Origin of the sequence: Pseudoalteromonas sp. SCSIO 43201, from assembly GCF_023716725.1 — a bacterium.
In the GTDB taxonomy this organism is placed as follows: Bacteria; Pseudomonadota; Gammaproteobacteria; order Enterobacterales; family Alteromonadaceae; genus Pseudoalteromonas; species Pseudoalteromonas peptidolytica.
Genome location: NZ_CP072683.1, coordinates 1,779,616 through 1,793,212 on the forward strand (window position 1 = coordinate 1,779,616; position 13,597 = coordinate 1,793,212).

The following is a 13,597-nucleotide window of genomic DNA, read 5'->3' on the forward strand; positions in this document are numbered from 1 at the left end:
ACGGCTTCAGCTTAGTACAAATCTACACTCGCAGATTAACGAGCACGGAAGACCATGATGCTGCTTTTGATGGGGAAGTGACAATGGAAGTAGGCGCTTCAGACGACAAAAAACCCAGAAAAACTGGGCTTTTTGTTACCATCGAGCTTAATTTACGATGTCATCATCAGATAAGCTCAATGTAAGTCGTTCGTGTGTACTAATGATATGAATGAACTTGGCTATACCTAAATAACATCAACAGGATTTGAAGTTTCTTGGGTATCAGCGAGTTTACGGCTTCAGCTTAGTACAAATCTACACACGCAGATTAACGAGCACGGAAGACCATGATGCTGCTTTTGATGGGGAAGTAACAATGGGAGCAGGCGCTTCAGACGACAAAAAACCCAGAAAAACTGGGCTTTTTGTTACCATCGAGCTTAATTTACGATGTCATCATCAGATAAGCTCAATGTAAGTCGTTCGTGTGTACTAATGATATGAATGAACTTGGCTATACCTAAATAACATCAACAGGATTTGAAGTTTCTTGGGTATCAGCGAGTTTACGGCTTCAGCTTAGTACAAATCTACACACGCAGATTAACGAGCACGGAAGACAATACGTCCTTTTGTTAGGTCGTAAGGCGTCATTTCAACAGTAACTTTGTCACCTGTTAAAATACGGATGTAGTTTTTGCGCATTTTTCCAGAAATATGTGCAACAACCACGTGACCATTTTCTAGTTCAACACGGAACATTGTGTTTGGTAGCGTATCAAGGACAGTGCCTTGCATTTCAATTACGTCTTCTTTCGCCATGTGTAGCGTATCACCTCTTGGTTAAATTAAACGATGCAGATTTTGCCCAAAAGCGGGGAATAAGTAAAGTTACAAGACAATTTTTTGTTAATTTGTTCTTGTTTTAAGCCAGTACACTTCAATTTTCTGCTTGGATGCTACTACACAAAGCAACAATATGGATGAGTGGTAGCGATAAGGTGTGGATTCTACCACAACTATTTCGACTAGTAACGAGTGAATACTAGACTCTTTACGCTTTGGCTTACGTTTTTTGGCTATGATACGTTGAACAGCAGGCTTAAATGTATTGCAATACATAGTAAGGTATTAAGGTTCAATATCTAACCAAATATCTTTCACGAGTTTTTGAGCAGGCAAAAACTGTGTTTTATAACGCATTTTTTTACACTCATCAATTTGGTAACCCAAATACAGATAGGGCTTCCCCTGTTTTGCCGCCTGTTCAATTTGAGCCATAATCATAATCGATCCAATACTTAGTGATTCATAATCAGGGTCGAAAAACGTGTAAATGGCCGATAACGAATTAGGCATTGAGTCAGTGACTGCAACAGCGATAAGTTTATCGTGATGCCATAGCTCAACGAAAACAATATTCATCCACCTGCAAAACAAAAAACTCTCGTATTGTAAATGATTAGGAGGATACATTGAGCCGTCACTATGCCTCAGTGTAATGTACTTTTCATATAGTGGGTAGTATTCGGGGCGCTCTTGGTGACTTATAACGATCTGATAGTCTTGGTTAAGCTTTTTACGTTTACGGCGTTGAGACTTACTGGCTGTAAACTTCGCAGTTAACACTCTAACAGACTGACAAGCGGAGCATGAAGGGCAGTGAGGTCGATAAATTTGATCGCCACTGCGACGAAATCCCAACGCAAGTAACTGTTCAAACCTATCTGGGCTGTAACAATTTGGGTCGAGAATAACCAGTAACTGTTCCTTCTGTTCAGGTAAATAACTACAACTAAATTGTTGGCTTAGTCCAATTTTAGAGGGAAAGTGTTCATTCATAGATAGCTTTCAGCTCCTGAGGCTGCCACATAGATGATGGGACCTGAAATTGTCCCGCCAATTTAAGTCTAGTCAAAAACTCAGGCCTTGGTATAACTTTTAACCCTAAACTTGTCAGATAAGGGTTTTCTAATTGACAATCAATAAATGAAGCCTTATGCGCCTTTAGCCAATTAACCAGCGCCCACATCGCCATTTTTGATGTGTTGGGAACGGTATGAAACATAGATTCACCACAAAAAACACCAGACTGCATGATCCCGTATAAACCACCGACTAGCTTTTCCTCATGCCAGACTTCAACGCTGTGTGCGATCCCTTGAATGTGGGCTTGTTGATACGCAGATAGCATGGCATTGGTGATCCAAGTACCTTCAGCAGCCATTCTTTGATCACGGCATGCTTCTATCACTTGATTAAAGGCGGTATTGACTGTAACGGTCGGCTTCAATTTTCGCTGGGCTTTTTTTAATGTTTTACCACAATGAAACTCGTCAAGCTCGAGAATACCACGCTCACTTGGCGTCCACCACATAATAGGTTCTCCCTCGTTAAACCAAGGAAATACGCCATTCGCATAGGCTTGTTTTAATCGCTCAACGCGTAGACACCCACCAACTGCTAACAGTCCGTCAGGTTCTAATAAAGCGTAATGATTGGGTGGAAATCTGAAGTCATTTTTAGACAGGTGAAATAGCTGTTGGACCATCAAGCAAACTACGAATTTGTTATTTACGACAATATAGCAAATTAACCTGAGCTTCGGATAATTAATGCCTTTCTAGCAGCCAGTTTTAGCGCTAACTGCGTTGAATTCACATCCAATAGCCAGCTATTGGTACGTAAATTAACCTTGTTATCCCCAAAACTGTCTGGCTAGAGAAGGGATAACTTCATGTGGTCTTGAAAACAATGAGTCAGCTCATTCCTTATCCAAACCTCAGGTTAATTAAGATGAGGATAACAGGGGGCCGTGAACACAGACCCCTACTTTTTTACGAACAGAAAAGACTACTTTTGGCTATCAAGAAAGCGTTCTGCGTCTAACGCTGCCATACAACCTGTGCCTGCAGAGGTAATAGCTTGGCGATAGATGTGGTCAGAGACGTCACCGGCAGCAAATACTCCCTCAACACTAGTTTGAGTTGCATTACCATTTAGACCAGACTGAACCACCAAGTAGCCATCTTTCATTTCTAACTGGCCTTCAAACATATCTGTGTTTGGTTTATGACCGATAGCAATAAACACGCCTGCAAGGTCAAGCTGCTCAGTTGCATCAGAATCAGTATCCTTAATGCGGATACCTGTTACACCCATTTCATCACCTAATACTTCATCTAGTGTACGATTTAGGTGAAGCACAACATTACCGTTCGCTGCTTTATCCATTAGGCGATCGGCAAGAATCTTCTCACTGCGAAATGAGTCGCGACGGTGAATAACATGTACTTCTTCCGCGATATTTGAGAGGTAAAGCGCCTCTTCAACTGCAGTGTTACCACCACCTACCACTGCCACTTTTTGGCCTCTGTAGAAGAAACCGTCGCAGGTAGCACAAGCTGATACACCACGACCTTGGAATGCGGTTTCTGATTCAAGTCCTAAGTACTTAGCTGATGCGCCAGTCGCGATAATAAGCGCATCACAGGTATACGTACCTTGGTCTCCTGTTAGCGTGAACGGACGCTTTGTGACATCAACCTTATTGATATGGTCGAAAATGATCTCAGTTTCGAAACGCTCCGCATGCTCTTTCATACGATCCATTAACGCAGGACCCGTCAAGCCATGTGCATCACCAGGCCAGTTTTCAACTTCGGTTGTGGTTGTCAGCTGACCACCTTGCTGCATACCAGTAATTAGCACTGGGTTTAAATTAGCTCGTGCAGCATAAACTGCCGCTGTATAGCCTGCAGGGCCTGAACCTAAAATCAACAGTTTGCAGTGTTTTGCGTCGCTCATGTAATTTTCCTAACTATATATTCTAAAAATTGCGATAAAGCAGAAGTTTGTTCGATTCTATGTAATTCAATAGCGAAGTAAATAAAAAGCAGCAAACAGATTTGAAAGAAATTGGCAACTTGTCAAAAAATTTGTACTGTGTTGTTTTTAAATCGTCTATTGAGTAGACAGATTTAACTAAAGCAAACAAAAAAACTTCTCTATTTCATGACCTCTGGAGGTTTTTTTGATATGTTTTAGAGAATTTTGTTTTGCTATCACGAGTTGATAGTCTAATTGAAAAGGTACATATGGCATTTTGGCAAAATACCCCAGGCTTTGGGCTAAGTGCGCAAGATTGTGAGGTGCTAACTGATGCTAAACAATATCATCAGACACTCTTAAAATTAATTTCACAGGCAAAGACGCGCATCTACATAACAGCACTCTATCTTCAGGATGATGAAGCGGGCCGGGAAGTGCTACATGCGTTGCATCAGGCCGCACAACAAAATCCAGCTTTAGATGTCAAAGTTTTGGTTGATTTTCATCGAGCCCAGCGTGGTCTAATCGGAGCTGAAAAGTCAGAAGGCAATGCCAAACTATATTGCGATTTGAAAGCGCAGTTAGGCACGCAAGTTGAAGTGTATGGTGTGCCTGTAAAAGCAAAAGAGCTATTTGGTGTGTTGCACCTTAAAGGCTTTGTTTTAGATGATACCGTTTTGTATAGCGGTGCAAGTTTGAACAATGTTTACTTGCATCAAGACGATAAATATCGACTTGATCGTTACTTCTTAATTCAACATCCTGAGTTGGCTGATAGCTTTTGTGATTTTACGGATAAAGTACTGATTGCCTCGGATGCGGTACCAAGATTGGATATTAGACCTCTACCGACACTGCTTGATATTCGAACTGAGCAAAAGCAATTGATGAAGCAGCTTAAAAAAGCCAGTTACGATGTCTCTAAAGCAACAAGTTGGAGCGGGTTAACTGTGAGGCCTTTTTTGGGTTTTGGCCGAAGAACAAATAAACTAAACCGTTTAATCAAAGCGTTATTTGACACCACAGAGCAAGAGTTGGTGCTGTACACGCCATATTTTAACTTTCCTGCGCCTTTACTGCGCTCATTAAGACGTTTGTTAAAAACAGGTAAAAAGGTAACGATTGTTGTGGGTGACAAGACCGCAAATGATTTTTACATTAGCCCTGATCAGCCATTTAACCGTATTGCCGCATTGCCATATTTATACGAGACGATTTTGTATAAGTTCGTAAAATCGCAGCGTCGTTATATCAATTCAGGCTTGCTTGATGTTTACCTTTGGCAAGACGGTAATAATTCATTCCACCTAAAAGGTGTAAGCAGAGATGGCAATACGCATTTAATGAGTGGCCATAACCTCAACCCGCGAGCATGGGGGCTAGATATTGAAAACGGTATTTTAATTGAAGACCCTGAGCAGGCAATTCTTCCTCAAATCGAGCTAGAAAAGCAAGCAGTTCTGCAACATTGTCGACGTCTCAATGGTCATGAGGATCTAGAAACGATAGCAGACTACCCAGCGCCCGTTAAAAAGTTATTAGGGCAAGCGAAGCGGGTGAAGGTAGACTTTATTATTAAGCGTTTTATTTGATTAGTTTTTAGTTATATCACATTACAGTTTGCATAAATAAAAAGGGACGGTTGTCCCTTTTTATTTACCAGTTTATTACTCTGTTACTGTTGCTTGTACGCGTCATTGTGCGAGCTTGCTGCGCGACCAGAAGGGTCTGCATTATGTTGAAATGACGAATCCCAAGCGAGGGCTTCAGGGGTTGAGCATGCAACTGATTTGCCATGTGGCACGCATTTGGCCGCAGCCTCTCCAGGAAAATGTGATTCAAAAATAGTACGATAATAGTAAGCTTCTTTGCTGTCAGGAGTATTAATTGGGTAACGGTAATGCGCGTTTTCCAGATCAGAATCACTTACCTGTTGAGCGACATAGTCTTTCAGCGAATCTATCCAACTGTATCCTACACCATCAGAGAATTGCTCTTTTTGACGCCAAAGCACCTCATTTGGCAAGTAGCCGTCGAAGGCTTCACGAATAATATGCTTCTCGATCCGTCCATCTTTACACATTTTATAGTCAGGGTTCGTACGCATTGCAATATCGATAAACTCTTTATCTAAGAATGGCACTCGTGCTTCTACGCCCCAAGCGGCCATTGATTTGTTTGCACGTAAACAGTCAAACATGTGGAGTTTAGAAACTTTACGGTTGAGTTCGTTGTGGAACTCCTCAGCGTTTGGCGCTTTATGGAAATATAAATAACCACCAAATAGCTCATCAGCACCTTCGCCTGACAGCACCATTTTAATACCCATAGCTTTGATATAGCGAGCCATTAGATACATAGGTGTAGAAGCCCGAATTGTGGTCACATCATACGTTTCAAGATGATAGACCACTTCTTTAAGGGCATCGATCCCTTGTTGTACAGTAAAGTGAATAGGGTGGTGTATCGTGCCGATTTTATCGGCTACCTTTTGTGCCGCGGCCAGATCGGGTGAGCCGGCTAAACCAATAGAGAAAGAATGGAGTTTTGGCCACCACGCATCAGAAGCGCCATCGTCTTCAATACGCTTTGCCGCAAACTGTTGTGTAATTGCTGAGATGACAGAAGAGTCAAGACCACCTGATAGCAGCACACCATATGGAACATCACACATAAGCTGACGTTTAACAGCTGCCTCCAATCCATTTTTAACCGCTTCAGGGCTAGCATCGTTGCTTTTAACTGCTTTAAAATCTTGCCAGTCTCGCTGATAATAAGGTCTAGCTCCCCCTTCTTTAGAATACCAGTAATGTCCGGGAGGAAACTCTTCGATTTGTGTACAAATTGGTGTGAGTGCCTTCATTTCACTTGCAACATAGAGGTTTCCACTCTGATCTCTTCCAGTGTACAGTGGAATAATACCAATATGGTCGCGACCGATTAAAAAAGCATCTTTGGTCTCATCGTAAAGACAAAACGCAAAAATCCCATTTAGGTCGTCTAAAAACTCAGGCCCCTTTTGTTTGTATAGTGCCAAGATGACTTCACAATCGGACTCTGTTTGAAATTCAAATGGTACAGTGAGTGATGCTGCGAGTTCTTTATGGTTATAAATTTCACCATTGACCGCTAAAATATTGGTTTTTTCTGGGTTAAATAATGGCTGTGCGCCACTAGATACTCCAACAATTGCTAAGCGCTCGTGAACCAATATTGCTTTTTCACTTGAATAAACACCAGACCAGTCAGGACCGCGGTGTCGGAGCTTCTTGGACATCTCAATCGCTTGTTCGCGCAGCGCTAAGGGGTCGGTCTTGATATCAAGTACGCCAAAAATTGAACACATAATTCCTCATTCCTATTGATGTGTTGATTTTAATACTAATTATCTTAATTAAGTGGTCTATTTTGAGGCGAGACAATCTTGTCGATAACTCCGCTACCGCGTCCTGCTATCGCTTTGGTACCTACATCCATATAGGCAAGGCAAAAATTTTGCTATTTAGTTGTTCTAAATAAAAATTTTTAACTCTGTTAGCGTCAGATTTATACCAATCTTCTTAATTAAATGGTCTATTTTGAGGCGAGAAATTTTTAACGCTGTTAGCGTCAGATTTACCCCTTTAAATTGAGCAAGTATTAAGTCAAATTGGTATTACTCCTTCAAATTGAGCAAGTATTAAGTCAAATTGGTATAACAACAAGTTATTATTACCAATGCTGAAAAATCACATTGGGTTCTCTCTGTTCTATCAAAAATAAATTGATAAGTCACACAATGAAATAGGAAAAATGTGAATTTTTTGTGATTTAAAATGGTGCAACATTGCACCATTTCGGGGTATTAAGTGTTAGTGTGTTGTGCCTGCAACAAGCTTTATATCTTGCTTCTGAGTGATAGCGCTAGTTATAAGTATTTTTATCCCTTTAACAAGTGTATCGATTTCCATACTAGGTGCACCACTGTGGTGCGCAGCTTGAGATGGTAAATAAGGGATATGGACAAAGCCTCCTCGACAAGCCAATTCGTGAGTGCTTAAGTAATGCAATAATCCATACATAACATGATTGCACACGTATGTTCCGGCAGTGTGAGAAATACTTGTAGGAACGCCCGCCTGTATTGCGCTCTTAAGCATGCTTTTAATAGGCAGTGTTGTAAAATAAGCATCTGGACCGTGTGCAACAACAGGGGTGTCTATGGGCTGATTACCTGCGTTATCAGCGATCCTTGCATCATTAATATTTATAGCGATGCGCTCGATAGAAATATCACAGCGACCACCAGCTTGCCCCAAGCAAATCACGACACTTGGATGATACTTATCAATCGCTTTGGTTAATGAGGCAATACTGGTATCGAACTCACAAGGGAGTTCTTTTGTGTGTATTATGTGCCCTTCAAGGGTTTCCCCCTCAAGTTGCTGTGCTAATTGCCATGAAGGATTGATTGACTCACCGTCAAAAGGGGTGAATCCGGTGATGAGGACACAGGGCTTACTGTAACTGGACATTAAAAAACCACTCCATACATCAGGAAAATATTAATTATCAATAAAGTTATAGCAGTGGGTATTTGCACTTTAATGACTTGGTATTTATCTTTTAAATCTAGCAGTGCCGCTGGCACGATATTAAAGTTAGCAGCCATAGGGGTCATGAGTGTACCGCAATACCCTGAGTACATGCCAATAGCAACTAAAGGCGCAGGGGCTGCTCCGTGGCCTTGAATTAAAAAAGGTAAGGCAACGCCTGCTGTCATCACAGGAAATGCCGCGAACGCATTTCCCATTATCATAGTGAATAACGCCATACCCACGCAATACAGGGCAACCAGCATAAACCGGTTATCAGGGGAGATAAACAGTGTAACTAAATCTTGAATTGCCGTGCCTGTATTTGCAACAATAAAGACACCGCCAAGCATAGCAAGCATTTGCGGCAGAATAGCAGCCCAGCCTATGGAGTCGACTAAACGGCGAGATTCAGACAGCGCTTGCAAAGGACTGCCCTTAGTAATTTTCCAACTTATCAATAATGCTACAGTACAAGCCAGTGTTAACGCTGAAAGTGTCACATGACTTTGGTCAAAAAAGTACAGCGTACCTAAGTGAAGATCATCAAGAATAATGGTGCAGATCACAGTAACAATTGGAATAATTACAGCTGGGATGAATAATTTGTTGCCAAAGCGTTTGGCATCTAGCGCCTTGAACTGCTCATCAGGTACGTCGTGGGTGCCTATTGAGACCATATTCATTCCCGCTAACAGGGCAATAACAATCACGCTCACACCAACCCATAAATAGGTGATCTGTTCACCAATTAAAGTGATAGAAACATCGCCAAACATAAAAACAGAGCCAAAAAGAAACCAAAACAGCGCAGTGCTTAAACGCTTTGGGTGGGCGCTATCTTGTAGGGTTTTTATCACCAAAAACATGACGATAAAACCGATGAGTAAATAAATATTGTTAATAGATAGGAGTGCTAGAGGCTCTGGCGCTTGCTCTACAGACTTCATAACGAGCCCTCCTCAAACATAGTGGTGCTATCGTCAGTAGCACTGGCTTGCTTAGTTTGCTGCTGGCAACGGGCGATTTCGGTACGAATTTTTGCCTCAAATCGCGCAAGGCGAAATAAGTGAACCACTAACGCGGCAATCGCAGTGGGAATTGCCCAAAGACCAATATGTAATGGCTCTATTCCGGCGATGCCATTTTCTTTTAAAAACGCGTCCATTAGCAATACGGCGCCAAAGGCAATAAAAATATCCTCGCCGAAGAATACGGCAATATTATCACAGGCTGCAGCATGGGCACCTATCATATCCTTAACGGCTTGTGGTAAGTCACCATACTGGTTTGCTGCTGCACCTACTGCCATAGGCGCAAGTAGAGGGCGTACGGTTTGTGCTTGACCAGCTAAATTAATCAGTCCAAGTGCTGCTGCACATTCACGTACAACAAAATAGATACTTAAGATCCGCGAAGTCGTGGCACCTTTGATACTGGCTACCCAAGTTTTAGCGCGTTGCTGAAGCCCATAGCGCTCAAGAATAGCAATGACGGGTAAAATAAGTAGGAAGCTTGCTAGTTGACGAGAGTTCATAAACTTTTCACCAAATGTGGCTATTAAGGCGATAAAATCAATACCAACGGCAAATCCGGTCACTAAACCAGCGGCAGTGACAACCAACAGAGGGTTAAAACGCATTGCAAAGCCAAGAACAATGACTGCAATACCAGAAAGGGGAAGAAAGTTAATCTCATTCATATTGTTATTCTTTTTTATTGAGTGCTAACCTTAGCTGATTAAGGTGTGATTTTACTCTATGTCGCTGCTTGGCAGCATGAGTTGTAGACGTTGATTTTAGATGCAGACAATCACCGGCACTCAGTTGGCTGAGATGGCGCATATCTGCTTCTGTGATCACACCAATAATTGGATAACCACCTGTAGTCTGGCAATCATTCATTAAAATTATAGGCTCACCACTTGGAGGAAGCTGAATGACGCCTGGGTGAACGGCTTGTGTTGCAATGCTGTGATTATGTGTTAGTGCCTTGTGACTGCTGAGCCTGATACCCATACGATTACTGTTAGCATGCACTTTCCAGATGGTTTGGTTCAATATATCAAAGACGAGAGGTGAGACTAGTTGTGCATGGGGGCCAGGAGTAAAATGAATGAGCTTTTCATAGCTCGGTTGCAATGCACCAAGAGCGGGTTTTGCCTGCGCTTGTTGATAATACAGTTTATCACCCACCTTTAATGCTCGACCATGCAGCCCACCAAAGCCTGCCATGAGATCGGTGGAGTAGCTGCCAAGCTGCTGGTCAATATTAAGAAATCCACCTTCAACCAGCAGGTAAGCACGTACGCCATCTCTACTTTGCTTAAAGCTTAGTCTATCGCCAGCTTTGGCGCTGTAGCGCCAACATGGATATATATCTGTATCATTCAAGCAAGCATTAAGATCTGCGCCAGCAATAACAAAATTAGCCGGAGCGTGAAATATAAATTCGCATAACCCTATTGTGATCTCAATGGCCGCTGTATTTTCATGATTTGCTAGTAAAGCGTTAGCAAGACGTAGTGCTAGAGGGTCTAATACGCCAGCTTGACTAACACCGAGGTGGCGCATTCCACGCCTACCAAGATCTTGTACACTCGACAGTGGCCCTGGTTTAATAACTTCTAACATGACTTCTCCACAAAACGCACTGTATCACCAGGCTGCAACAAACACACTGATTCTGACTCTGCGTCAAATAATGTTGAGTCTGTCTGCCCCAACAGATGCCACCCGCCAGGTGAGCCACAAGGATATACAGCAGTGTAACTATCTGCAATTGCGATGCTACCTTTGGGAACATGAGTTATAGGGGTTGATTTTCTGGGAAGGTGGAGTTGAGCTGGCAGACTTGAAAGATAAGCAAATCCGGGTAAAAACCCCATAAATTGCACTTGATAATCGACACTGGTGTGGAGGCGAATAAGTTGTTCATGCGTCAGTGCTAATCGGTTTGCTACATCGCCAAAGTCTTGACCAAATTCACCCCCATAATTCACGGAGATATGGTGCAGCTTGGACTCGAACGAATCCATCTCAAGGTCATTCCACTTTTCTACGATTACTTGTTGCCATTGCTTTATTTTTTCTGGGTTGATTAGATATGCCGTAATTGAAGACATCGCGGGAACGACATCAATAAAGGCATCGCTACTATCTAGCCATTTTTTTAATGCAAAAAGCTTTTGATTAAGCTTTGGTTGCGTCGCTATGTGGCAAGCCACATCAATTACAATCGCGCGCTCTCCCAATAGATAACAGCTGACATTGGTCATAGAAAACAAAGTATTACTTTAGTAAAAATTATGTTTCTTATAACACACCTTGTAATTTAAACGAAGCGATTACGTTTACTGAGTACTTTTCGATGAATAACCTGAACTAGGGGTGAGAAGTGAGTGAATTAGCTAGGATACCAAAGCGCAAAAGGCGTAATGCCGCTTTAGCCAGACTAATATAAGGCAAACTTATTCGCCAATAGCTAGCCTATTGGCAGTGAACTCTACGTGGTTAGAGATACAAATTTTCTAAAAAGCTTTAATTATTAGTAAATTAGGTTAAATAATAAAGCCGCGATATTCGCGGCTTTACTTTAGCTTAACTAGAAGTAAGGCTATTTATTATTGAGTAACCATTGGCTTAAAAGACGAACGCCATATCCAGTACCACCGGTTGGGGTTTCATCTTTAGCTGAGCTTGATAATGCGTTTCCAGCAATATCAAGGTGAACCCATCTAGTATCACCAGCAAATTGCTGTAAGAAAGTAGCAGCAGTTGTGGCACCTGGGCCACCAGAGCCCACGTTTTGGAAGTCTGCAATGTCAGACTTTAGTTTTTCTTTGTAGCCAAGCGGTAAGCGCCATACGTTCTCGTTAACTACTTTACCAGCATTAGTGAATTGAGTGATTAACGCATCATCCTCAGAGAATATCGCAGAGTAATCATTGCCTACTGCACGGATCTTTGAGCCTGTTAGTGTTGCAACATCAACCATGATCTCTGGACTATAAAATTTACGTGCGTACCACATCGCATCAGACAGCACTAATCGGCCTTCAGCGTCAGTGTTTACGACTTCTACACTGATCCCCTCAGCGGTGCGAAGTACATCTCCAGGTGCGATTGCATACTGGGAAACCATGTTAGCAGCCATACCCATTACGGCTACAACGTTAACATCTGCTTTGCTAAGTGCCATTGCTTTTACGGTGCCAAGTACCGCTGCAGCACCCGCCATATCTGACTTCATGCGTGCTATAGAGGCACCCGTTTTGATGCTGTAACCACCAGAGTCGAAGGTGATCCCTTTGCCCACAAGGGCAATCGGTGTTTCGTTGTTTCCCTTATAATGTGCAACAACCAAACGTGAACCGTGCTCACTGCCTCGACCGACACCTTCAAGTGCGCCCATGCCCAGCTCTTTTAGCGCTTCAGGTGCAAGAATTTTTACTTCAACACCGTATTGCTCAAGCTCTTTTGCCGCATTTGCAAAGTCAACAGGAGTCATTTCAGTGGCAACTTCAGACGTCAAATCACGCGCTAAAAATACGCCTTGTTGAATGTGTGCAAGCTTTTGATAATGCGATTGAGCAGCTTTTTTATCTGCAACATCTAAGTGATAGCTGACGTTGAAGGTCTTTGGTTCTTTTTTATAAACTTCAAAAGTATGGTCACGTAAGTTTGCACCGTGCGCAAACTGTGCGGCTAGTTCAGCATTAGAGAGTTTGCCGTTCACCTCATCAAAAGCGATTGCAACATTTTCAAGCTTTTTAGCTTCAAACTTAGCATGCAAGTTACCGCCAAGCTTGGTCAACTTACTTGCATCAAGTTGCTCTGATTCACCCAAACCAACGATGAAGATGCGTTTATAATCAGAGTCTACGGGAGCTAGTACCTCTACCGTTTTGCCATAAGCACCTTTGAAATCTTCAGCAGCAATTGCACGCTGTAATTGCTTGCGAGTATCTTTGTCTAAAAACTTTAAGTTACTTTGATTTTCGCCTGCTTGAAAAATAACCAGAGCATCAGCGTCTGAAAGTGTTGAGTTAAACTTAAAGTCAGCAGCATTTGCTGAAGCTAGGCTGGCAACTGCTAGCGCTAGAGCAGAAAAGCGCGTAGTCAATGACATATTTTTATCCTCAGATAACTAAAACTGCGCCGTTTTTACCTTAAATAGATAAAATTAGACACTATTTGTCGTTGAAGTAA

Annotated in this window: 12 protein-coding genes; 1 reads left to right on the forward strand and 11 read right to left on the reverse strand. The window is 42.3% G+C overall.

Features of this window, described 5'->3' with window-relative positions; all coding sequences use genetic code 11:
* Positions 1-585 precede the first annotated feature (585 nt).
* The 4 genes from infA to trxB all read right to left on the reverse strand — a co-directional run bounded on the left by infA (position 586) and on the right by trxB (position 3,789).
* Positions 586-804, reverse strand: a complete 219-nt coding sequence (gene infA, locus J8Z24_RS07705; protein WP_058029687.1) for a translation initiation factor IF-1 — start codon at positions 802-804, stop codon at positions 586-588.
* A 309-nt stretch (positions 805-1,113) separates the two neighbouring features.
* Positions 1,114-1,824, reverse strand: a complete 711-nt coding sequence (locus J8Z24_RS07710; RefSeq protein ID WP_125251470.1) for an arginyltransferase — start codon at positions 1,822-1,824, stop codon at positions 1,114-1,116.
* A complete protein-coding gene (aat, locus tag J8Z24_RS07715) occupies positions 1,817-2,533 on the reverse strand; it encodes a leucyl/phenylalanyl-tRNA--protein transferase (protein ID WP_125251469.1) in 717 nt (238 codons plus the stop codon). Before aat ends, J8Z24_RS07710 begins: the two co-directional genes overlap by 8 nt.
* Before the next feature lie 302 nt (positions 2,534-2,835).
* The gene (gene trxB, locus J8Z24_RS07720; protein WP_128730270.1) at positions 2,836-3,789 is read right to left on the reverse strand and encodes a thioredoxin-disulfide reductase; all 954 of its coding nucleotides are present in this window, start codon (positions 3,787-3,789) and stop codon (positions 2,836-2,838) included.
* Positions 3,790-4,079: 290 nt separating this feature from the next.
* Between trxB and pssA the strand changes: the two genes are divergently transcribed.
* Positions 4,080-5,405: a CDP-diacylglycerol--serine O-phosphatidyltransferase gene (gene pssA, locus J8Z24_RS07725; RefSeq protein ID WP_147389747.1), complete on the forward strand. Its 1,326-nt coding sequence runs from the start codon at positions 4,080-4,082 to the stop codon at positions 5,403-5,405.
* An 83-nt stretch (positions 5,406-5,488) separates the two neighbouring features.
* Here the strand turns inward: pssA and asnB are convergent, their stop codons facing one another.
* The 7 genes from asnB to J8Z24_RS07760 form a co-directional block, all read right to left on the reverse strand.
* On the reverse strand, positions 5,489-7,159 hold the full coding sequence (asnB, locus tag J8Z24_RS07730) for an asparagine synthase B (RefSeq protein ID WP_128730267.1): 1,671 nt from the start codon (positions 7,157-7,159) through the stop codon (positions 5,489-5,491).
* A gap of 505 nt (positions 7,160-7,664) precedes the next feature.
* Positions 7,665-8,327, reverse strand: coding sequence for a pyroglutamyl-peptidase I (gene pcp / locus J8Z24_RS07735; RefSeq protein ID WP_252095562.1), 663 nt, complete (start codon positions 8,325-8,327; stop codon positions 7,665-7,667).
* Complete coding sequence (locus J8Z24_RS07740) at positions 8,327-9,337, reverse strand: DUF979 domain-containing protein (protein WP_176031677.1); 1,011 nt, start codon at positions 9,335-9,337, stop codon at positions 8,327-8,329. The genes pcp and J8Z24_RS07740 overlap by 1 nt, the downstream gene beginning before the upstream one ends.
* The gene (locus tag J8Z24_RS07745) at positions 9,334-10,089 is read right to left on the reverse strand and encodes a DUF969 domain-containing protein (protein ID WP_176031678.1); all 756 of its coding nucleotides are present in this window, start codon (positions 10,087-10,089) and stop codon (positions 9,334-9,336) included. Before J8Z24_RS07745 ends, J8Z24_RS07740 begins: the two co-directional genes overlap by 4 nt.
* 4 nt (positions 10,090-10,093) lie before the next feature.
* A complete protein-coding gene (locus J8Z24_RS07750) occupies positions 10,094-11,020 on the reverse strand; it encodes a 5-oxoprolinase subunit C family protein (protein ID WP_252095563.1) in 927 nt (308 codons plus the stop codon).
* Positions 11,014-11,664 (reverse strand): 5-oxoprolinase subunit PxpB, encoded by a 651-nt coding sequence (gene pxpB / locus J8Z24_RS07755; RefSeq protein ID WP_176031680.1) that lies wholly within the window; start codon positions 11,662-11,664, stop codon positions 11,014-11,016. The genes J8Z24_RS07750 and pxpB overlap by 7 nt, the downstream gene beginning before the upstream one ends.
* A gap of 338 nt (positions 11,665-12,002) precedes the next feature.
* Positions 12,003-13,517, reverse strand: a complete 1,515-nt coding sequence (locus J8Z24_RS07760) for a leucyl aminopeptidase (RefSeq protein WP_176031681.1) — start codon at positions 13,515-13,517, stop codon at positions 12,003-12,005.
* Positions 13,518-13,597: the final 80 nt, after the last annotated feature.